16 protein-coding genes are annotated in these 22,431 nt (G+C 57.9%); 8 read left to right on the top strand and 8 right to left on the bottom strand.

Annotation, left to right across the window (positions count from 1 at the left end; genetic code table 11):
• The first annotated feature begins 214 nt into the window (after positions 1-214).
• Both L1A08_RS21380 and lepB read left to right on the top strand, forming a co-directional pair.
• Positions 215-1,846 (top strand): arylsulfatase, encoded by a 1,632-nt coding sequence (locus L1A08_RS21380; protein WP_238758625.1) that lies wholly within the window; start codon positions 215-217, stop codon positions 1,844-1,846.
• A 133-nt stretch (positions 1,847-1,979) separates the two neighbouring features.
• The gene (gene lepB / locus L1A08_RS21375; protein WP_238758624.1) at positions 1,980-3,719 is read left to right on the top strand and encodes a signal peptidase I; all 1,740 of its coding nucleotides are present in this window, start codon (positions 1,980-1,982) and stop codon (positions 3,717-3,719) included.
• A 156-nt stretch (positions 3,720-3,875) separates the two neighbouring features.
• On the opposite strand, the gene L1A08_RS21370 is transcribed toward lepB, so the two are convergent.
• The 4 genes from L1A08_RS21370 to L1A08_RS21355 form a co-directional block, all read right to left on the bottom strand.
• Positions 3,876-4,433, bottom strand: a complete 558-nt coding sequence (locus L1A08_RS21370) for a DUF2617 family protein (protein ID WP_238758623.1) — start codon at positions 4,431-4,433, stop codon at positions 3,876-3,878.
• A gap of 224 nt (positions 4,434-4,657) precedes the next feature.
• Positions 4,658-5,476: a sterol desaturase family protein gene (locus tag L1A08_RS21365; RefSeq protein WP_238758622.1), complete on the bottom strand. Its 819-nt coding sequence runs from the start codon at positions 5,474-5,476 to the stop codon at positions 4,658-4,660.
• Positions 5,477-5,484: 8 nt separating this feature from the next.
• Positions 5,485-6,348 (bottom strand): fumarylacetoacetate hydrolase family protein, encoded by an 864-nt coding sequence (locus L1A08_RS21360; protein WP_238758621.1) that lies wholly within the window; start codon positions 6,346-6,348, stop codon positions 5,485-5,487.
• A gap of 56 nt (positions 6,349-6,404) precedes the next feature.
• Positions 6,405-7,811: a sulfatase gene (locus L1A08_RS21355; protein WP_238758620.1), complete on the bottom strand. Its 1,407-nt coding sequence runs from the start codon at positions 7,809-7,811 to the stop codon at positions 6,405-6,407.
• A 292-nt stretch (positions 7,812-8,103) separates the two neighbouring features.
• Between L1A08_RS21355 and L1A08_RS21350 the strand changes: the two genes are divergently transcribed.
• Complete coding sequence (locus L1A08_RS21350; protein ID WP_238758619.1) at positions 8,104-9,444, top strand: tetratricopeptide repeat protein; 1,341 nt, start codon at positions 8,104-8,106, stop codon at positions 9,442-9,444.
• A gap of 63 nt (positions 9,445-9,507) precedes the next feature.
• Here L1A08_RS21350 and L1A08_RS21345 read toward each other — a convergent pair whose 3' ends face one another.
• From L1A08_RS21345 to L1A08_RS21335, 3 genes are all read right to left on the bottom strand, one after another.
• The gene (locus L1A08_RS21345; RefSeq protein WP_238758618.1) at positions 9,508-10,497 is read right to left on the bottom strand and encodes a DUF368 domain-containing protein; all 990 of its coding nucleotides are present in this window, start codon (positions 10,495-10,497) and stop codon (positions 9,508-9,510) included.
• Positions 10,498-10,685: 188 nt separating this feature from the next.
• Complete coding sequence (locus tag L1A08_RS21340) at positions 10,686-11,363, bottom strand: CvpA family protein (RefSeq protein ID WP_238758617.1); 678 nt, start codon at positions 11,361-11,363, stop codon at positions 10,686-10,688.
• 62 nt (positions 11,364-11,425) lie between these two features.
• Complete coding sequence (locus L1A08_RS21335; RefSeq protein WP_238758616.1) at positions 11,426-13,273, bottom strand: GspE/PulE family protein; 1,848 nt, start codon at positions 13,271-13,273, stop codon at positions 11,426-11,428.
• Positions 13,274-13,773: 500 nt separating this feature from the next.
• Here L1A08_RS21335 and L1A08_RS21330 point away from each other — a divergent pair, with 500 nt between their 5' ends.
• The 4 genes from L1A08_RS21330 to L1A08_RS21315 all read left to right on the top strand — a co-directional run bounded on the left by L1A08_RS21330 (position 13,774) and on the right by L1A08_RS21315 (position 19,877).
• Entirely contained in the window at positions 13,774-16,137 is a 2,364-nt protein-coding gene (locus L1A08_RS21330; RefSeq protein WP_238758615.1) for a PAS domain-containing hybrid sensor histidine kinase/response regulator, read from the top strand.
• A 176-nt stretch (positions 16,138-16,313) separates the two neighbouring features.
• Positions 16,314-17,267, top strand: coding sequence for an orotidine-5'-phosphate decarboxylase (gene pyrF / locus L1A08_RS21325; protein ID WP_238758614.1), 954 nt, complete (start codon positions 16,314-16,316; stop codon positions 17,265-17,267).
• A 14-nt stretch (positions 17,268-17,281) separates the two neighbouring features.
• Positions 17,282-19,078, top strand: a complete 1,797-nt coding sequence (locus L1A08_RS21320) for a M3 family oligoendopeptidase (RefSeq protein WP_238758613.1) — start codon at positions 17,282-17,284, stop codon at positions 19,076-19,078.
• Positions 19,071-19,877 (top strand): MOSC domain-containing protein, encoded by an 807-nt coding sequence (locus L1A08_RS21315; protein ID WP_238758612.1) that lies wholly within the window; start codon positions 19,071-19,073, stop codon positions 19,875-19,877. Before L1A08_RS21320 ends, L1A08_RS21315 begins: the two co-directional genes overlap by 8 nt.
• A 9-nt stretch (positions 19,878-19,886) precedes the next feature.
• Here the strand turns inward: L1A08_RS21315 and L1A08_RS21310 are convergent, their stop codons facing one another.
• Positions 19,887-20,915 carry a helix-turn-helix domain-containing protein gene (locus tag L1A08_RS21310; protein ID WP_238758611.1) on the bottom strand — a complete coding sequence of 343 codons (1,029 nt, stop codon included), beginning with the start codon at positions 20,913-20,915 and terminating at the stop codon, positions 19,887-19,889.
• A 388-nt stretch (positions 20,916-21,303) separates the two neighbouring features.
• On the opposite strand from L1A08_RS21310, the gene L1A08_RS21305 reads away from it, so the two are divergent.
• Positions 21,304-22,359 carry a transaldolase family protein gene (locus L1A08_RS21305; RefSeq protein WP_238758609.1) on the top strand — a complete coding sequence of 352 codons (1,056 nt, stop codon included), beginning with the start codon at positions 21,304-21,306 and terminating at the stop codon, positions 22,357-22,359.
• Positions 22,360-22,431 lie beyond the last annotated feature (72 nt).

Raw genomic sequence — 22,431 nt, 5'->3', positions numbered from 1 at the left:
GGAAGTGCGGGGTCCATGCTCGACAGGCCGTTGATTCCACTCGAATGGAACGCCGCCGGTTCATCGCCCGCTCATCCGCCCTTCGAGCCTTCTGTCATTGGTAGAGAGTGGCACTCAGGCGGTCCCTGAAGGGGACGGAGGACATTCATTGATGGTCCAACTACGACACAGATCTAACGCAGGAGTCGCTCGACCGATGGCGTATCGAAAAGGGATGAGTGTAACGACAATCCGTGTCCGTGAAATGTTCACGCTGCTGCTTTTCATGATCGCAGCAATCGCGGGCATGGCAACCGAAGCGGCCGCCGCGAAGCAGCCGAACGTGATTGTGGTGCTCGCCGATGACATGGGCTTTTCCGATCTCGGCTGCTACGGAGGCGAGATCGAAACGCCCCACATCGATGCTCTGGCGGCGAATGGCTTGAAGTTCACGCAGTTCTACAACACCGCTCGCTGCTGGCCGACCCGGGCGGCTCTGATGACCGGGTATTACCCGCATCAGGCCAACATGGCGATGAATTTCGGTCCTGCTGCTCCCGAGGCGTACAGCGGCATTATCCCGCAGTCGGCCCGGATGATCCCCGAACTGCTGAAGACGGTCGGCTATCGCACCTACCACGTCGGCAAGTGGCACTTGAACCGTCCCGGTCGGACGTCCAATGAAACCTGGCCGCTCGAACGGGGTTACGACCATTCCTACTTCATGCTGCGGCAGGACAACTTTCATAATCCCAGGCTTTTGTTTGATGACAGGACCGCGATTGAGCGTCCCGGCGACACCGATCCCGACTATTACGTGACGACAGCCTTCACCGATCAGGCGATTCGCCGGCTCAAGGAACACGAGCAAAGTCACGCTGAGAAGCCATTCTTTCTGTATCTGGCCCATACAGCTCCTCATTTCCCGCTACACGCCCAGAAAGAAGATGTCCAACGATTTCTCGGGCGGTATCGTGAGGGATGGGACAAGATTCGAGAAGCTCGTCATCAGCGGCAGAAAGAAATGGGACTGCTCGACTGCGAACTGTCGCCACGGGATCCGTTCGCGAAGCCGTGGGATGAACTGACGTCCGCCGAGCAGGAAGAATGGGATGCCCGGATGGCGACCTATGCCGCGATGATCTATCGGCTCGATGCCGGAGTCGGCCGCATTGTCGAGCAACTCAAGTCGATGAATGCGTTCGAAGACACTCTGATTTTCGTGCTGTCCGACAATGGTTCGAGTGCGGAATACATCGTTCGTGGCGATGGACACGAGCCGGGTTCGTACCCGGGGTCCGCCGAATCGTACCGCTGTCTCGAAGTTGCCTGGTCGAATGCCGCGAACACGCCGTTTCGAGAGCACAAGATGTGGACGCAGGAAGGGGGCATCGCCACGCCACTGGTTGTCCACTGGCCGAACGGACTGAAGGCTCGGGGCGAACAGACGGACACCATGGGGCATGTCATCGACCTGCTTCCGACAATCTGCGCTGCGGCCGGAGCCGAGTATCCGAAAGAATTCGAGGGCAAGCCGACGCAGCCGCTCCCGGGGAAAGATCTCGGGCCGGTTCTCACCGGAAAGCGTCCGGCTCTGCAGCGGGACTACCTGTTCTGGGAGCATCAGGGGCACAAGGCAATTCGGGAAGGGAACTGGAAGCTGGTCGCCGATCGAGGTGAACAGTGGGAGTTGTACAATTTGAAGGATGATCGCAGTGAACTGCACAATCTGGCCGGGGAGAAGTCGGCTCTTGTCCTGTTGATGGCCGCAAAATGGCAGAAGGAAGCAATTCAGCAGGGTGTGGTCGAATGGAACACGTTCCCGCAGGCTCATCGTTCGCCCGGGGCCGATTACCGGGAAAAATAAGTCCTGCGTGAGCCGTGCGATTCGTCTTCACTCTGGCGGAGTGACGCGGTAGAATTCGGGGCCGGATGGATCCGACGAACGGACGCGGACCACAACTCGATTTCACGTTACTGCGAACTGGCCAGGATGGCATATGACGACTCAGCTGCCACGCGTTAACTGGCAGGAGCGTACGGACTCGACGTCGTCATCGTCCCGTCGCGAGCGGTCGCCGTCTCCCCGCAGTGCCCCGGGACGACTGCAGACGTCAATCCCGCCACGACAGCGGCAGACCCGTCGGAAAAGCAGCAGCCGGTACTTTATCGAAGCTTTAACCGCTCTGGCACTGGCCGTCGCCGTGTTCCGCACCTTCGTTGTCGAAGGCTTCATGATCTCGACTGGCTCCATGGCACCCGGATTGCGTGGCTATCATTATCGGGTCGAATGCCCCGACTGTCGCTTTCCTTTCGCTCATACGGCGACCGAGAAGGGACCCGGTCAGGAAAGCGGGGACGACCTTCGGGTAGCCTGCCCGAATTGCCACTACGATCACATACTGCTTTCGGATCTGCCAGTGAATGAAGGCGATCAGATCCTCGTCGACAAGCAGGCGTTCGAATGGCGTCCACCGCGGCGATGGGACGCGGTCGTCTTTCACAACCCGCAGCGACCAACAGAGACCTATGCAAAACGCATCATCGGCCTGCCGGGAGAGCGGGTCGAAATCCGCGATGGAGATATCTACATCGACGGCAATCTACAGCGAAAAGGGCTGGCGGCTCAGAGACAGATGAGGATCCTGGTTTCCGACAGCAGTTATCGCCCGCAACTTCAGGATGACGACTGGAACGATCCCTGGACCATACGTTCGAACTCCGAGAGCAGCTCGTGGGAGCGGACCGACGACGGATTCCGCTTCGACGGATCCGGTGCCGAACCGGTCGACCGGGTTCAGTTCCGCAACTGGGTCCGCGTCGGCGGCAGTCAGCGGTTTCAGGTTCCGCTCGAAGAATGGCCCAACGACGTGCCGCTCCCTTCCGCGGATGCGGTTCTGAAGTACGACAGCGTGCGGAAGACAATGTCGTGTCGCGGCGCACTCGCGGCTGAGGTGGTGCGCAAACTTTGCGAGCTCAGTGCAGATCCAAGGTTCCAGCAGGCTCTGAAGCAATTGTTTGAAACGTCTCACGTCCGTCCGGTTCGAGACCTCGCGGCTTATAATCCGGAATCAGACAGTCCCGCGAACGATGTCCCCGATGTCATGCTGGAGGCCGATGTCTATCCGGAATTGGCACAGAGCCAGTTCACGGTTCGAATGGATGACGGCTGGTATGAGTTCGAATGCGTTTTTGACTTCGCAGCCGGCACCGTTCGCCTCATGCTCGCCGGACAGGACAAGGTCCTTCGCGAAGGCATGTTGCCGGAGATTCGCTTCGAGGAACCGGCTCAGATTGAAGTCTCGACGATGGATCGCCAGGTTCTCGTAGCGGTCAACGGGGAAAGCCTCTTCGAGCCGTATGCTTATCGCGTCGAGTCAACGGCCGTTCGTCGAACCGTTCTCGTTCCGATCGAGTTCAGCGGGCAGTCCGGTCCAATCAAGGTGGATCGTCTGCAGGTATACCGCGATATCCATTACGTGCCCGGCTCGATGCCCGCTCATCTGAACGAAACGTTGAAACCTCGTCAGCTGGGACCGGGTGAGCTGTTTGTGCTGGGCGACAATACCCAGGTTTCGATCGATAGCCGACACTGGCCTGCCGGATCGGTGACGATGCCGCTCGTCATCGGACGCCCAGTCGTACTGCATCTTCCCTCGCGGCGGCAGACGATCAAGATCGGTCCCATGCAGACACGCGTTCGCGTTCCAGAACCGGAACGGGTGCGATTGCTGCGGTAAGCGATGGGCTTCAGCGGGGCCGACGTCTCGCGGTCAGATCATGCGGGCCGGACCACGAGTCCACTTCAGCGCCTGGAGCCGGGTCGTCATCGGCGGAGTACCCATGCGACTGCAGGAACAGGCATGAAAATCCTCTAACGGCTCGAGCGATCCGCTTTAGTCATCGTTCTCGTCGAACGTGAACAGCGATTGCGTCTTCACGATCGCCCGTTCGTCCGGATAGAGATGGAACGTGTGAATGCCGAGCGATTCGGCCAGCGGATCGACGTTCAGGAAGCTGAGCGGCGGAGTGAGTTCGAACTCGGTGCCGACAACCGTGTGCGCCAGCGTCGCACTTTCGGCCTGTTTCCAGTGCTCCTGCTGAATGCGACGATAGACATCGGCGGAAAGATACTCGCAGTTGAAGCAGACCTGAATGCACAGTCCGCCATCGAGTTTGAATCGCAGACTGCGGGGACGATCGGTCGAATAGAGGCAGAGACGCTTGATCCGTGGCAACTGCGACTGATTCCAGTCGAGTACCTCAGTCAGGATCTGACCATTCACACGGTACTCGAACACATGGCCGTAGGAAGTGAGACTGACGCTGGCCTGATACCTCTCGCCGACGTATTCATAGCGTTCCAGCACATCGAACAGTTCCGGATGCAGAGGCCTGGCGAACAGGCAGACGGCCAGATCGGCCGTTTGAGGTCGAGTCGTTGAAAATTTCATGAGCTACTCTATTTTCACCGGGCTTTCGCCCGAGACTTCGGTTCGTTCAGTACCGCGCAAAACACGGCCGTGAGAGCGAAGTCTATTCATTTCGACGAATAGAAGGAAGTCGGGTCTGGGCAAAAAACAAGGGCTTCGGAAGTGCCTTAAAAATGACCTCCATGAGCTTGACTTTACTCGTCCCGGTGTCGCAGACAAGTCCTCATTGACCGGGATAAAAACGGTCAGTCTGAAGAGGACTCCGAGTCATTCCGAGGATGCCTCAATGGCTGATACAACAGGCGATCCAGGCGCGACAGATCGCTTTCCGAGAGACCCGGCACGCCGATTTTCATCTCCCGGTGTCCCTCCTTCGGCTGCGGCAGATAGGTACGAAACAGAAAGTCCCACCAGGAAAAATTGAAACCGTAATTGCAGTCATGCTCCTCCCGAAAAATGGAATGATGCACACGGTGCATGTCGGGAGTGACCACGACACTTCGGAATAAAGCATCGAGCCGAAGCGGAATCGCGATGTTGCTGTGATTGAACATCGAGATCGCGTTGAGCATGATCTCGAAGACGATCACCGCGACCACAGGCGGACCGAGAATGAGCACGACGGCCACTTTCCACAGCATCGACAGAACGATCTCCAGCGTATGAAAGCGGATGCCGGTCGTAGCATCGAAGACACGGTCCGAATGATGCACGCGATGCAGCGGCCAGAGCCACGAAAAGTAATGCATCGCCACATGCTGTCCGTAAATCGCCAGATCGAGAATCAGAAAGGCGATCACCCCGCTGACCCAGCCGGGAAGCGAAAGCTGATTCAACAGTCCCCAGTGACTGGCGATCGCCCACTCAGCGGTGACAACCGCAGTGACCGGAAGCAGGATGCGGAGCACGACCGAGTTCACGACGACCAGCAGCAGGTTGTTCACTCGGCGAAACCATTGCCGCTTCGGCTGCTCTCGGCGAGGCAGGAAATACTCCATCACCCAGAGGAGTGTCAGAGTCAGACCGAAGGCTGAAACGCGGACAACGGCTTCGTTGGCGAGCATAGTGGCGATCAGCCTTTGAGGACCGGGTTTTCCAGTCTGCCGATGTTGGAAATTTCGATCGCGACCTGGTCGCCGTTCTCCAGCGAGAACTCATCGGGGGGAATGATTCCGGTCCCAGTCAACAGGATGGCTCCGTTAGGGAAATCAAGCTCTCTGCCAAGCCAGCCGGCGAGGTCGTCGAGTGTCCGGTGCAGCTGATCAAGGCTCGTTTCCCCTTCGAATACCTGCTCCTGACCACGGGTGATCTGCAGTCGGATCGTCACCGAACCGAGTTCGAGATCGGACCCACCCAGTGTGACGACAGGACCGATCGCGCAGCAGCCGGTGTAGACTTTCGCCTGCGGCAGATAGAGCGGGTTCGCCCCTTCGATATCGCGGGCCGACATGTCGTTCCCGACCGTGTAGCCACAGACTTTCATGCCCGGCGTGAGCACGATGGCGAATTCGGGTTCCGGCACCGACCAGTCGCTGTCGGCTCGCACCCGAACCGGCTCGCCGGGAGAGACAACCCGCTGAGCAGTCGCCTTGAAGAAGAGTTCGGGGCGATCGGCCGAATAAACACGATCGTAATGGGAGGCACCCTCTTCCGATTCTTCCATGCGGGCCTGCTGGCTGCGTTTGTAGGTCACGCCGGCTGCCCAGATCTCCTGCTGATCGACCGGAGCCAGAAAGCGGACTTCCTCGATGGCGACGGGAGCAAACTGGCGGTCAATCAGGAACCGGGCCAGCCCCACGGGATCGGGAGCATGCAGGATATCGGAGAGCCGCCGACAGTTCTCCACCTGCGACATATCGAGCACCCGCACAGCCCCTTCTTCGATCGCGGCCACATGGTACTCATCGTTCGGCAGGATTACGCGTCCCAGTTTCATCACGGCTGTCTCCTTATCCCAGCTGTCTGCATGTCGTAAAGCGACATGGGTGTTGTCTAATCCTGTTTTTCTTCAGTCGTTCCCGCTGGCGGCGACGGCAACGCGTTTGCCAGTTCCGCCTTCACGGAATCCCAGCGGTTGTCGTCGGCCAGGTTGTTGAATTCGTGAGGATCGTTTCGGTGATCGTACAACTCTTCGCTCCCATCGCGATAGCGAATGTAACGGAAATCCCGTGAACGAGCCGCGTGATCTTCAGGGGTCAGCGACGTAACCACGGGCGGATGCCGAAACTCGCTCTTTCCCTGAAGCAACGGCAGCAGACTCACTCCTTCGAGTTCGTGCGGCGTCGCGCCGTCAATCAGGTCCACTAGAGTGGGGTAAAGGTCAATCAGACCGACCGGTTCCGCGCAGGTTGTGCCGGCTTCAATGCCGGGGCCGGCGATGATCATCGGGATCCGGGTTGTTTCTTCCCACAACGTGCGTTTGGCCCAATGCTGCTTCTCGCCCAGATGAAAACCGTGGTCGCTCCAGAGGATGACGATCGTGTTCTTACCGTGCGGTCCCTCATCGAGTCCGGCCAGCACTTCGCCGACGCAATGATCCACAAACGTGATCGAAGCCAGATAGGCCTGCGTCAGACTCTTCCACAGGTCCTTCTCCAGGATCTCGGCATGATTCGGAGCTGCATGCGGCGTGAGGGCGACTTCCGGGTGAGGCACATCATCCAGATCGTCTTCGCGAACTTCCGGAAGGACGACATCCTTCAATGGATATCTGTCGAAGTACTTCTTCGGTACATGCAGCGGGACATGGGGACGTCGGAAGCCGGCCACCATCAGGAACGGTTGATCGTGCTGTTGCTTGAGCAGGCGACCGGTTTCGACTGCGAGATGGTAATCGCCCATCGCCGAATCGGGCTGATCAATCGGTCCCCAGTCCCAGACGCGGACTGGCCAGTGGATCGGTGTGTCCGGTCGTGGATTTCTGCCTGAGGGGATGATCTGCTCGAAGCAGTCCACCGTCCAGCCTGCTCCTGTCCCCTCGTGAAAGATCTTCCCGCCACCGTACGTTTTGTAGCCCTGTCTGCCGAGCCACATCGGCCAGGGGGCGATGCCCTGGAGGGTCGCGGCCTGATCGTAACGTGGTTTGAATTCGAAGCAGCCCGATGTCGTCGGCAGTCGTCCTGAGAGCATGCTGATGCGGGAGGGCGCACAGAACGTTGCCTGCACGTGAGCATTCGTGAACAGAAGACCGCGAGCCGCGAGTCGATCGATGTTCGGCGTCTGCACCTGGGGATGCTCGTCGAGAACGCCGATCCAGTCATTGAGATCATCAATGGCAATGACGAGGAGATTCGGTCGAGCCGGCGGGGAATCATCGGCTTGAAGTGGCGGGGCTACCGAGAGAAGCAGAATCAGCGAGGAAAGCAGAATTCTCCAGCAGGGCGAAATGGCGAGCTTCATTTGCAACTCCAGGGCGAATCAACAGCGTGCGACTTCCTTGGTTTTAGAGCCTGAGGAACGGAAACGGAATCGAGAGGCGAAAAAATCCGTGCCGAGGGGCGGCAATAAAGACCGGAGGAGCTATGAACGGGCGCAAAGTTCGCATTGACACAAATCAGGAAAAAAAGATAGAAGCCGCGTCCAATGGAACATGTGGTCGCTAGACCGCGCCCCTGTGCTGGCCGGAACTCCGTCAGAAAAGGCCAGTCGCGAACGGAATCTCCAACCTTCTGACGTTCACGGTGGTCCACTGATGCGATATCCCTTCCTCCCCCTGCTTCTGATGATCTGCGTGATGGAAGGCTGTTCCCAGAGTGAGCCGGCTGCAGCGCAGACGACTGAAACCGAACAGCAACCCGCACCCGAGACGACTCAGGTCACGGAAAAAGAACCGCAGCCGCGGCAGGGCGTCGTTGTTGACGTCGCCGAGGCGATGAAAAAAATCGAAGCCTACTTCAAGCAGGGCAACTACGTGGCGGCTTTCCCGCTGCTCGATCAGCTGCATCGTGCCGATGTCTGCCCGCCTGAAGGGTATGTCATCCGGGCTCAGATTCTCGACTTCAGCGGCCTGACCAGTCAGGCCATCAGTTCGATGACGCTCGCCATCACTCGCCAGCCGGACAATGCCGAATGGCACAACATGCTCGGCCTGCTGTTCGTGAAAGCTCAGAACCCGCAGATGGCGTATCAAGCTTTCACAAAGGCGATTTCCGTCGATCAGAAGTTCGCCAAGGCCTACAACAATCGCGGTCTGACGCTGATTTCACAGAAGCAGTTCGAAGAAGCCATCGCGGACTTCGACCAGGCCACGACGCAATCCAAAGACTATGTCGATGCCCACAACAACCGGGGCTACGCGTATCTCGAACTGGGTGAGTTCGACAAAGCCATCGAGAATTTCACTCGGTGTGTCGAGATCGATCCTGAGTACGTGAAGGGCTACAACAATCGCGGCTTTGCTCTGATCAAACTGGGTGAGCCGGAACGGGCCATCGCCGATTTCACACAGGCCATCGAACATGCTCCCTACGATGTGAAGCACTACCTTCATCGTCGAGATGCTTATCAGGCCGTCGGAAAGCTCCAGGAAGCCAACTCCGATCAGCAGATGGCTCAATGGGTTCAGAGCCTGATGGTTGTCGCTCGCCAGATTCAGCGAGACCAGAAGAATCCGGCTCTGTTCGTCGAACGGGCCGAACTCTTCGCCAAACAGGAGAAGTTCGAAGAAGCCGAGAATGACCTCGAACTCGCACTGAAGCTCGACGACACGTTCGCACAGGCCTATGTGGTCCGGGGCGAGATCTGCTACCAGCGGAAGCAGTATGACAAAGCGGTCGAAGCCTGCACCAAAGCTCTGGAGTTCGGGCAGAATTTCGCAGCCCACTCGGTTTGTGGCGATGCCCACATGGCTCTCGGTCAGCTCGACAAGGCGATTCTCAATTACCAGGCTGCTCAGCGTTTCGACAACGCCGTGGCACTGGCTTACTGGAAGCGATCGGAATCACGAAAAGACAACGGAGACAAAGACGGAGCCGAGAAGGACCGGGAGACCGCCCTCAAGCTCGATCCTGAAGTCGAAACCCGCGTGAAGTAATCGTCGCCTGATCCTGGGCGTAATCGATAATCCCCTCGACTCCTGCAGGTCGAGGGGATTTTTTTAATGATCGCCGTCGACGTTGTCGGCTTCAACGTCTTCGATCTGTTGTTTCATGTTCGAGAGATGACTCAGGACGAGGACGAACGCCGCAGCGACAATCATCACGACCAGTGCCGGTAACAGTTCGCTGGCTACGTCAATCTCGTTGAAGGGGCGGTTGAGGAAGACCTTGTGCTTCAATTCGGTCACCTCAGGCGTCACATCCTGCTGAAAGGGAAAGAGCTTCCGAAGAGAGCCGATCATAAAGCCACACAGCGTCGCCATCGTCAGATTCGTATGCCGGGCCAGCAGCCATTTCAGGAACTTGCTGAACCCGAGCAGCCCCAGTAGACAGCCCACGCCAAAAACGATGATCGTGGCGATGATTTCTCCACTGATCTCGCCGTGGACGACGCCCTTGATCATGCCGGTGATCTCGACATATTTGCCCAGCAGTAACAGGATGAAAGCTCCACTGATTCCGGGCAGGATCATGGCGCAAATTGCGATCGATCCACAGAAGAACATGTAGAGCAGAGAATTGGGCGGGTCGAGCAGAAGCGGAAGCCCGACGAGCCAGAATGCAAAGGCCGCTCCGGCGAGGAGCGCGATGATGGCCGCCGGCGTCCAGCGATCGACAATTTTCGCGACCAGCCAGGACGACGCTCCGATCAAACCGAAGAAGGCCGCCAGAGTCCAGGTCCGCTCGTGCAGCAGCAGGTGATGCATCGTTCCGGCCAGACTAACGATCCCGATTCCGATTCCTAGGCCCAGAGCGACCAGAAATCGCAGGTCGAAATAGGTCGCCGCTTCTCGCAACTGGCCCTGTTTCACCAGCGAGAAGAGATGGCCATCGACACGGCTGATCGCATCAATGAGTCGTTCATAGATTCCGAGAATCAGCGCGACGGTTCCGCCGGAGACGCCGGGGATAATGTCGGCTCCTCCCATGAGGAAGCCGCGGCCGATCTGCAGCAGATCGGTCTTCAGACCATTAGCAGGAGCACTCATACGAAGCTCTATGTATCAGAAGGGAGAATGGTGTGACGAACGACCGTTGCGACGCTGGTTTTTCGAGGTGAAGTCCGCGGGAAGTTCCCTCATTCCCTGTCGGAGACCGTTCCCGCCAGAAGCGAGGAAGGGACATCTTCGTGGGGACGATCTTACGGAGACGAAACAGAGCGAAGCATGTCATCCCGCTAGAACGGCATGCGGTTGCCGCTTGAGGGAGCGACGGCTGGTGCGGGAGGAGCGGTCGGCTGAGTCGTGCCTCCGGTGGTTTGACCACGCCGCGTGGCGTAGCGAATGGCGAAGGTCGGGATGACCTTTTCCTGGCCATTGGACAAACGGACGACGGCTCCGTCGAAGATGTGATTTCCCGGTCGGGTCAACGGCTTCTCGGTCATATATTGAACGAAGCCGAGCCATTGTCGATCGGGAGCCGCCATGCCCAGAAGGTTGTCCCGTTCCGGCTCGAAGCCCACATAGTTCAGTGGGACCGGGGCCGTATGCAGCGTTGTCAGAATGAATGCGGCGGTGAGATATCCGGTCATCACGCCGGCGAACCAGCGGACGCCGTCGAACGCGAGAGGATGGACCTCGACCGCGACCGGGAGAATCTGCTCGGAGCCGAGCCGAAACACGAAGGTAAATCCAATGAACAGGAGCATCAGCGAAAGGAAATCCCAGCGATTCTGCCAGGAGGGTCCCAGGCCGAGACTTCCCGACATCGCTTCGGCGAGTGGCTCGAAGTAGTTCATGGCGATGATGCCGGCGAAGAGCACGCTGAGGAATGTCAACGCGGCTCCCCAGGCGCCTTCGGAGGCCACACACCAGGCCGTCACGGCAATCACTGCGATGAGGAACAGATCTATCATTTCCGCTTCACCCGATTTACGTTTCAATCGTCTGGACAGGGACGTCGACCAGAGCCGACAGACTACTTCACCACGCGGAGCATTTCGTCGACCGACGTCACACCTTTGACAACCAGTCGGAGTCCTTCTTCCCGCATATACAGCATACCGTTCTTCCGAGCTTCGGCTTTGATCTGCGTGATCGCGGCACTGTCGCGGATCATGTCCCGCATGCGTTCGCTCAGTTCGAGCAGCTCGTAGACCCCGATTCGGCCTTTATAGCCAAGGCCCCCGCATGTCGGGCACTGGCCCTCCGGGTTGGTCGGCGGCTTGTAGAAGTTCTCGATTTTGCTGGCCGGAAGATTGGCCTTCTTCAGGAACTCCGGCTTCGGCTTGTAGGGGACCTTGCAGTCGTTGCAGAGGCGACGAGCCAGTCGCTGGCCCAGAATGGCCGAAAGCGAACTGGATAACATGAAAGGCTCCACGCCCAGATCCATCATCCGGTAGAGAGCCGAGAATGTTTCGTTGGCGTGCACGGTCGAGAATACCATGTGACCGGTGTTCGCCGCCTGGCAGGCAATCAACGCGGTTTCCGCATCCCGGATTTCGCCGATCATCACGACGTCCGGGTCCTGTCGCAGAACGCTGCGGAGCGAACCGGCGAAGGTCTGCCCGGCTTTGTTGTTGATCTCGATCTGCGTCACTTTCTCCATCTTGTACTCGATCGGGTCTTCGATCGTGATGATGTTTCGCTGATACGAATCGATCTCGCCCAGTGCCGCATAGAGCGTCGTCGATTTACCGGCCCCGGTTGGACCGCAGGTCAGGAATAGTCCGTGTGGCTGGTTGATAACGCTTCTGAGGCCATCCTGAACCTGTTTCCGCATTCCCAGCTGAGCCAGACTGCTGACTGAGTTCGACTGGTCGAGAATACGCATGACCATCTTTTCGCCGAAGCGAGTCCCCTGCGTGGCGACACGGAAGTCGATCTCGCGGAAATCCATCTCGGCCCGAAAACTGCCGTCCTGCGGTTTCCGTTTCTCCGTGATATCCATCGCTGAGAGGACTTTGATGATGTTGACCACGTTCTGACCGACAGCTGGGTCGAACGGCTCGGTCGGGTACATCACCCCGTCGATGCGAAGTCGAACCGCCATCTCGTCTTCTTTGGGTTCCAGGTGGATATCGGTCGCACGACGGAGAATGGCGTCGTAAACGAGCTCCTTGGCCGACATGTACCCGCGGGAACTTTCGACCGTCTTCGACCGGCCCCCTTCCTTGCTCTTGCCGAGAAAGACGATGGGGGGCCCGACGGCCTGTTCCTTGACGGTGCCCGAGCCGATGTTTATGCCGTATTTCGCCAGCGTGCGAATTACGACGTTCCGGATATGTCGGGGCGTCATCACCTTGGCGGAATCGGGCACCTTCTGATTGCGTTCGTAGACATAGGTGCCAATCGTTCCGCCGTAACCGGCAAGGAGCAGCACAAAACCAAGCAGAAAGCTCGGCATCGTGACCACAAGCAGGAAGCCGAACAGTCCCCCGAGCAGGATATTGGTCATCCAGAACTGAGGACGCACCTTGAGGCTCTGGCTGTCCGTCTGAGCCCATCGGGTCGACCAGCACCAGAGGAAGAAAATCGCGAAGATCGGGACGAGCTTGCCGAGGCTGAAGTAGTAGCCTTTCCGTGGCGCGGACACCGTGGCATCGCCCACGAGAATCCGGTTGTTATCGAGAACCACGTTTCCGCGATAGAAGATAAACGGATTCGGCGGGTAATCATTGGCGGCACGCGGAGCCCCGGTCGCCGTCGTGGGGGCCGGGGCGGTTGCTGGAGCGGCGTCCTCCGGAGTTTCGGGCTGTGCCTGAGCAACACCGACCGTCCCGACCGCGAACAGGAGGATCACCAGTGCAGAACGGAGTGAATTCATAGATGCTGCTTCTCTGCATTCGTTGACAATCCGCGGTGTGTCAACACCCTGCGACCCGCGTCAACTCGAACCAAAGTCCCATTCACACGAACGCCGGAACTTCTGCCCTATACCGATCGATCCGGCGGCAGAATGAAGACAGAACCTCGTCGCGGCGAATCTCTCAAGTCATCGCAACTTCGTTTCCACCAGATTGTTCAGGCGACCGGGTCAGTGTAACAATTCGCCTGTGAGATTACCAAGTCTCAATCCAGAAGCTGGGAACCGACTGCGAGAGTTCCGGCGCAGAGAAGAGCGGAAGCCGGAGAGACGAAATCCTCAGGTTAAATGGAGGCTCTGGTTCCTTTTTCTTCAGGGATTTGCCTCAATTTTTAAGGCGCATGCGTAATTCTTAATCTAGGTTTCAGGTACCTCATTCTTCCTTTGGTTTGATTATTGCCGCCCCCGGCCGGAGGGGTGCGACCCACGGCACGAATCGTCTTCCAGAAACGCAGTCCTCGATGCACCGATTTTCCAGCGACCCCGCTGAGAGTAGTTCGCCTGTTTCCTGTCAGATCGAAACAGAGCGCAATCGCTACTTCCGGGATAACCTGAATGCCGTTGCCATTGCGCTGGCGATCCTGTTCGGCCTAACCACGTTATGCCAGGTGACGCTGTTTGAGAATGCATTTCCCCCGCTGATGAAGTGCAGTGGAATTCTCAATATCTTCATCTTCAGTGGCGCTGGCTATCTTCTGACACGGTACACGCTGCCCTCCCGTTTCGCCCACATCGTGGCGTTGTCGATGATGGCTCCCGTGCTCTGGAATCTGCTGCTCCGTCACTACTTCATTCCGTCACCGGTTTCCGTGGCTCTGATGTGCCTGATGACGATGGCCAGCGGAGTCATGTACCTGTCGCGCCGGTGGTTCTTTGCCGGCGTCGGGTTATCGGTTTGTGTCACGAGTATTTTCGTCTACTTCACGTCGTCGTCGATTGAATTCGAGAACCATGTGCTGCTGCAGTTCATCGCGGCCATCGTTTCTCTGTTCCTGAACATCTTTTACGCCAAGATCATCAACCGGGTGACGGAACTTCGCTTCAGCGAGCAGGCCCGGACACTCGAACTCAATGAAGCGATTCGTTGCAGTCGTGAATCGGAAGAGAAATTCCGCAGTCTGGCACAAACGATTCCTTACGGGATCTTCCAGACCGACGTGCAGGGCGTGGTTTCATTCTCCAACGAAACCTGGAACGAAATCTGGGAATCGTGTGGACTCGAAGACAGGAACCTACCCTGGTATCAGTTGATTGGCGAACAGGCCCGCGAAGATGTTCGCAGACAGTGGCGGGAAACGGTCCGGACGCAGCGAGAATTTCTCGGCACCTATCTCGTCGGCGAGTCGAACGGGATACAGCGCTGGATCGATTTCAACCTGCGTCCCATGACAGTCCGCAACCAGCTGAGTTATGTCGGAGCGGTCAAGGATATCTCCGAGAAGAAACGCCAGCACGAAGCCTTACGAGCCGCCGCGGAAGAGTTGCGGCATCGAAAAGAAACACAGGAACGAATTGCAGCTCACCTGGCCCGCGTGAATACCGAGCTTCGCGAAGCCAACCGGAAAGCTGAGCAGTCCGTCCGTCTGAAGAACGAGTTCGTCGCGAACATGACGCACGAAATTCGCACACCAATGACCGCGATCCTCGGTTTCACTGATATTGTGATCGAGTCGACGGACGATCCGCAGACGATGTACTGCCTGGAGACCATCAAGCGGAATGGCGAGCATCTGCTGCAGATGATCAACGACATTCTGGACGTTTCCAAGTTTGAAGCCGGCAAGCTCGATATCGAACAGATCCGTTGCCAGCCCGAGGAAATCGTGCAGGACGTGATCGATGTGATGTCGCTACGGGCCTATGAGAAGCGGATCGACCTCATCTGTCATCTCGATGCCTCCGTCCCGGACCAGATGCTCTCCGATCCGTTCCGGATTCGTCAGATCCTGCTCAATCTGGTCAGCAATGCATTGAAGTTCACAGAAGCGGGATCGGTGCGGGTCGAAGTCTCGGCAACTCCCCATGGAGATCGGCCGGACGCCATGCGATTCAATGTCGCGGTGACGGACACCGGAATCGGAATGACCGTCGAGCAGCAGTCGAGACTGTTCAAACCTTTCACTCAGGCTGACAGTTCCATGTCCCGTCGCTACGGCGGCACTGGGCTTGGGCTGGCGATCAGTCAGCGCCTGGCCGGAAAACTTGACGGAAAAATCTCCGTCGAAAGCGAGCCGGGAGCCGGCAGTCGATTCAATGTCGAAATCACCGTTCAGGTGCTGCGTCCGAGCAGCCGCCAGAATGAAGTCCGACTGGCACCGCGGATTCATGAAACGGCCGTGCCCGAGGAATTGATGCAACGAAGACGACACACCTTGCCGCACGCCGCGGCCTGCAGTGAACACTGCCGCAAAATCCTCGTGGCGGAAGACTGCGAAGACAATCGCCGGCTGATTCAGTTCGTACTCAGCAAGGAGAACATGGATGTGTTCGTGGTTTCGACCGGTCAGGAAGCCGTCGAAGCCGTTACGGAAGCCGAGAATTCCGACGCTCCCTTTGACGCCATCATCATGGACATGCAGATGCCGGTGATGGATGGCTACATGGCCACCCGTGTCCTCCGCGAAGCCGGTAATAACCTGCCCATCATTGCGTTGACCGCTCACTGTCAGCCGGAAGAGAGGGATCGTTGCCTGGATGCAGGTTGCTCCTACTTCGCGACAAAGCCGCTCAATCGCGGGGAAATCAGTCGGCTGTTGCATCGCATTCCTAAACGCGATGGTAGCGAAAATCAGCTCCCTCCGTTGGAAGATGCCCTTTCCAGCTGACCGCAGGCATGGATTTGCCACGTTGATTCGCTCCCCGTTATAGTTCGTCTGCGTATTTCGGCAGGAGTCGCATCAAGCCTCCCGCGAGTCGTCCGACGAATTGATCTCCATAGTTTCGGACGCTCGTCGCGACGTTGCCGTGCTTCTTCGAGACCTGAGAGGCTGGAGCGGATGTCATGAGCGGTTTTGCGGAACGACTTCATCAGGCGATTTCCCGAAAAGGAACCCCGGCTCTCGTCGGGCTCGACCCACGTTTCGACCAGTTGCCCGAGGAGATCGTCGAACGGGCCCGGGAAGCGGGCGGCGACGAATTCACGACCACCGCCCTTGCGTTTGAAGAATTCTGCAAGCGGATTATCGATGTCGTCGCGCCTCTCGTGCCGGCCGTCAAACCCCAGTCGGCCTTCTTCGAGCAAGCCGGACCGGCCGGCGTTCTGGCATTGCAGAGAGTTAATCTCCATGCCCGCCGCCAGGGACTGATTGTCATCTGCGACGCCAAACGGGGCGATATCGGATCGACAGCCGAAGCTTACGCCGACGCTTATCTGGCCGGCGACGACGCCAGTCGGGCTCCCTTCGCCGCCGATGCGCTCACGGTGAATCCGTACCTCGGGCACGATACGCTGCAGCCGTTTATCAAAGCCTGTCATGAACGGGGAGCCGGAATTTACGTACTCGTGCGAACCAGCAACCCGGGGGCAGCGTCCTTCCAGGATCACGAACAGCAGGATCAGACGCTGTATCAGAAAGTGGCCGAGATCGTGGAGCAGGAATCAGCGGCGGAATGCGAAAGTGGTTCCTCTTCCTACGGTTGCGTCGGTGCCGTCGTCGGAGCGACGTATCCTGACGAGCTGAAACAACTTCGCCAGGCCATGCCACATGTTCCTCTGTTGATTCCCGGTTACGGAGCCCAGGGGGGCGGAGCCGGGGACGTGGCGAGCGCTTTTGATGCGGACGGACTCGGCGCGATCATCAACAGTTCCCGAGGTATCAATTTTGCCTATCGTCGCGAACCTTACGCCTCGCAGTTCCCGACTCGTGACTGGGAACAGGCCGTGGAACAGGCGACTCTCGACATGATTCAGGACATTGCTCAGAATACCCCCGCAGGGTCCCTGCGTTCTGAATGAAGGAAAAAACGCCGATGGCATACGCGATCAGTTGGTCTTTGTCGTCTCTGGGGCCTGAACCGGGCACAGAAAACTATTCCCAATGGCAGTCCCGCATCCGCGAGCTGTACGGGGAGTTCGCCGCACACGTGCAGGGAATCATCGATTCCGGCGAGGAAATCTCCGCGGCGACACTCGCCGAACTGGTCTCTCAGTATGGGCAGTGCCGGCAGGAATACTGGCAGGCCAACTCGCTGACAGCCTGTTACGCGGCCGCTCAGTGCGATGTCGACGCCTACCGTCAGGCCGAGTCGGTGATGGCCGCCGTTCTGCCTGCGGTCGAAAAAGCCGATCATCAACTTGATCGGTTTGTCCGTCATATCGACGGTCAGAAATGGGCAACGTTGATTGCCGATCCAGTCCTCAGCGATGTGCGTGGCTTCCTCGAACGGCGTCGCAACGAAGCTGCGGCTCGACTTCCCGATCACCTGGCCGACTTCGCCGCCGAGCTGAATATCGACGGACTCAGCGCCTGGAGCCGGCTCTACGATGATCTTTCCTCATCGGTGAAGATCACCGTGATGGAGAAAGGCGAGCTCGTTCAGAAAGCTCCGGGACAGGTCGCCTGCGATGGGCCCGACCGTTCCGAACGCGAGAACCATTTCTATGCGACGGACAAAGCGTGGCAATCGATCGCTGATTCGGCGGCTGCGGCTCTCAATCACATCGTCGGATCGCGATTGACCGTCGACAAGTACGCCGGACGCGAAAGCTACCTGACCATCCCTATGCAGCAGAACCGAGTGTCGCAGAAGGCGATTGACGCGATGTGGTCGGCCATTACCGCGGCGACTCCCGAGCTGATTCGCTATTTGAAGACCAAGCAGCGGATGCTGGATCTGCCGGAGATCTGCTGGTTCGATCTCGACTGTCCGCTGACCAAATCGGCTGCGCAGCCGGAGTATCAGCTGGCCTGCGACGTCATTCACGATGCATTTCACAAATTCCACAAACCACTCGGGCAATTTGGCGATGTCGCTCTGAATGGTCGCTGGATTGAAGCCGAGAACCGGGTGGGCAAACGTCAGGGGGGCTTCTGCATCGATTTCCCGAAGTCGGGAGAGACCCGGATCTTCATGACCTACCGCGATACCGAAGACAGCCTGTCGACTCTGGCCCATGAACTGGGCCATTCCTATCATGCGTGGGTTCTGCGAAATCATCCGGTCGTGATGCAAATGTATCCAATGTCGCTGGCGGAAACGGCGTCCACATTCGCCGAAACGATTGTCTCCGCTGAGCGGTTCGACTCGTTGACCGATCGGCAACAGCAACTCGAAGCCCTCGATCGCCAGATCACCGATGCGGTCGGATTCCTGCTCAATATCCATTGTCGGTACATCTTCGAAAACGAACTGTATCAGCGACGGCCGGATGGAGAACTGACCCCCGAACAGCTCAACGACATGATGGTCAATGCGCAGAAGAAGGCGTTCCAGAACGCTCTGGCCGAAGGGGGTTACAGCCCGACCTTCTGGATCTCGAAGCTGCACTTCTACATCAGCGACGAGCCGTTCTACAACTTCCCATACACGTTCGGGTATCTGTTGTCACAACGGATCTTCCAGGAAGCCCGACAGCATTCCCAGGGATTCCCTGAACGTTACGATCAATTCCTGATCTCCACCGGAGGGCCGTCGGCTCTGACCGCGGCTCGCGAGGCGTTTGGTTTCGATCTGGAATCGGAAGAGTTCTGGAACGAAGCTCTGCAGCCAATCCGGGAGCGGGTCGAACGCTTCTGTCAACTGGCGGGTGTCGCTCCTCATGAGTGATTTGTCGACCGTGACGCTCGGGCGAATTAATCTTTACCCGATCAAGTCGCTCCCCGGACTTCACGTTTCGGCTGCCCGGATTTTGCCCGTCGGATCGCTGGAGAATGATCGCCGGTGGGCGCTCATCGACGAGAGCGGCAAGATCATCAACGCCAAGCGGTACGGACGCCTGCAGCAAATTCGCTGTGAGTTCGCCGAGGATCTGTCTTCGGTTTCAATGTCCGATCTGATCGGAGACGGAACCTCGGACTCGTTCGTGATTCCTGATGATCTCGGCCGACTCGGCGCCTGGTTCAGCGATCTCCTGGGACAGTACGTTCGCATCGCCGAGAATCCGGAGGGCGGTTTTCCGGATGATTCTGAAGCTCACGGGCCGACGATCATCAGTCATGAAACTCTACTTAAGTTGAGTGAATGGTTTCCGCAAGTGACCATCGAGAGTTTGCGCCTTCGCTTTCGTGCGAACTTGGAACTCGACACACCGGCTCCCTTCTGGGAAGACCAGTTGTATGGCCCCCCGGGCGAGCCGAGAGAGTTTCAGATTGGGGACATCCGTCTGCTGGGCGTCAATCCGTGCCAGCGATGCGTCGTCCCTTCCCGCGATCCGCAGACCGCGGAGCCTTATCCGCAGTTTCAGAAGCTCTTCGCTCAGCGCCGACGGGAATCGTTGCCGACAGGCATCGCGACTGAGCACTTCAATCACTACTACCGACTGGCCGTGAATACGCGGCTGGCGTCCGGCCAGACAGACGGTGTGCTTTGTGAAGGCGATTCCGTTCGCATGTCCAAGCCGTTCTGAGCAGCGGTGTTAGTCGTTCTGGGACGCCAATGTCGTCGGCATGCCGAGCCGTCGCATTTTGTTGTAGAGCGTGACCCGACTGATGCCGAGCAACTGAGCGGCTCGGGTCCGGTTGAACTGACATTCTTCGAGCGCCGAAGTGATCATGTTGCGTTCCATCGACGCCACCCCATCGACAATGCTCGACGGAGCCGGGACCGTCTCTGTCCGACCTGCAACGCGAATGGCGTAATCTCCGTTTGGTGTCGGACCTCCCGGAATGAACGGATTCCGCTGCTCCAGGTCTGAGTGAGAGAGCCCATCTCGGAAACGGAACTGCTGCGGCAGATGTCGAGGCGTAAAGACGCCATCTGAGCATTGAGTGATCGCAGCGGCGACGACCTGCTTGAGTTCGCGGACATTGCCGGGCCAGTCATGCTGATGAAGGCACTCGATGACTTCCGTCGCAATTCGCGTAATGCGGCGACTCGAACCATCAACCTCCGTCTTGATGAACTCCCGAACCAGCGGAGCGATGTATCGAGGCTGGTCCCGCAAAGAGGGAAGCTTGTGAGTATGCGCCCGCAGAATGGTAACGAGCTCCTCGAACGTCTGATGCTGCGGCGACCGTTCCAGAGGGAGCCGGGCAGTAAGAATGAGACCCGGCTGCGACGGGATGGCCGGGAGGCTCTTCAAGCGACCGCGCACAAGTCCCAGCACGTCGTGCAGTTCGCAGGCGGACAGCTGATCGACGTTCTCGATAAGGGTCGTCCCCGAGGCTCGACTGTAGAGGTGAGATTTCCAGACGGTGTGCCGCAACCGATCGAGTTGCGATCGATGCGAAATCCGCGCTCTCCGCTCGGGCTCGATCACGCGCAGCAGGCAGCCTGGTGAGTTTTCGATTTCGTGCAGCAACTGCCCCAGATGGGTCTTGCCCGTACCGGCTTCTCCCATCAGGAGAACAACCGGTTGCTGTCTGCAGGCTCTTAAGATTGCATGCAAACGATCGCTGCGTTCGCGCGGGTTTTCTCGCGGCGGCGTCGCTGTCGTCCAGATCATTCATTTCTCCGTCACGTTGTCTCAGGTCGTGAGGGAGTTCACTAACAAAACCGATGCCGAGATCGGCCGATTCGAGTGGTCAGGCACGTGGTTGACCACGACCATTTGCGGTTCGAGTCGGGAAATCAGCCTGTTTCGCCGCGATGCAGAATGTTTCAGCTTCGAGTCAACTGAGGCGTTCCACGTTGCGAACAGTCAACATCGTCCGGGAGCATGTTGCGACAATTCCACAGTCGATGTGGGAATCGCGTTAGCGGGGTGGTTTTCCGAATTAATGTCGGTTACAAACGAACGAAGGGAGTTTCGATCCTGTTCGGCCTCCCGAGAAACAGGAACATCAGGTCGGAATCGCGCTCTCCGGCACACAGCTTGATCGAAGGACTTTTCAATGGCGTCTCCTCTTGAAAGCCTGGTTCAGACCGGCACCAAACTTTGGCTCGACAGTGTCGATCCGGATCTCGTCCGGGAAAACCGAGCCGTCGGTGCGACCGGCGCGACCTCGAATCCGATCATCGTCGCCGATCTGCTGAAGACCGGCCGCTTCGATGAAGAGCTCGAGAAACATCTCGACAAGGAAGACGACGACTCCGCCATCGCCTGGGCCATGACGGATCATCTTGTGAAAGATGCTCAGGCGGTCTTCGCCGAAGTCAACAAGCAGACCAACGGCAACGATGGTTACGTCAGCTTCGAGCTCGACCCGCTGCTCGAAGACACGTCGTGCGAACTGTCGGTCGAAGAGAAGGCTCAGAAGTACATCGAACTCGGCAAGCAATGGGCGGAAGGTCACACCAACCGCATGATCAAAGTCCCGGCTACTCCGGGCGGACTTGCGGCTTTGGAAGAACTGGCCGCGGCCGGCATCACCCTCAACGTCACGCTGATCTTCTCACAGCGTCAGTACGAAGAAGCTCGCGACGCAATCTGGCGCGGGGCTCAGCGACGCAAGGATCCCAAGACGTTGAAGTCGGTCTACAGCATCTTCATCAGCCGGATCGATGTCTACACCGAACAGCATTGTTCGAATCTGTCCGACGCCGCTCAGGGGCAGGTCGGGATCGTCAATGCCAAACGGATCTGGCAGCTCAACAACGACTTCTGGGCGGACAAGAATCTGCCGCTTGATCAGGAGATGATCTTCGCCAGTACCGGAACCAAGAAGCCGGAAGATCCGAAAGACAAGTACGTCGCCGCTCTGGCAGGAGCCGACATCCAGACGAATCCGCCGGCAACCAACGCCGCGATTCAGGAAATGGACGGCAAGACCTTCACCCGCCAGGTCGACAAGCTGCCTTCCGAAGAGATTCTCAACGAGATCGACGAGAAGGTCGATTTCGAGCATCTCGAAAAAACGCTGATGGAGGAAGGGCTCAAGAAGTTTGCCGACCCGCAGAAAGCGCTGATCAAACTGATCGGAGAAAAGCGAGCCGCTCTGACGACCTGAATCCGGTTCTGAAGCAATAAGAAAACGGGAGGCAGTACGGGATGCGGGATTTAAGACTCAAAGGGTTTTGAA

This window comes from Rubinisphaera margarita, from assembly GCF_022267515.1.
Classification (GTDB): domain Bacteria; phylum Planctomycetota; class Planctomycetia; order Planctomycetales; family Planctomycetaceae; genus Rubinisphaera; species Rubinisphaera margarita.
This window is presented reverse-complemented; position numbering and strand designations above follow the sequence as displayed.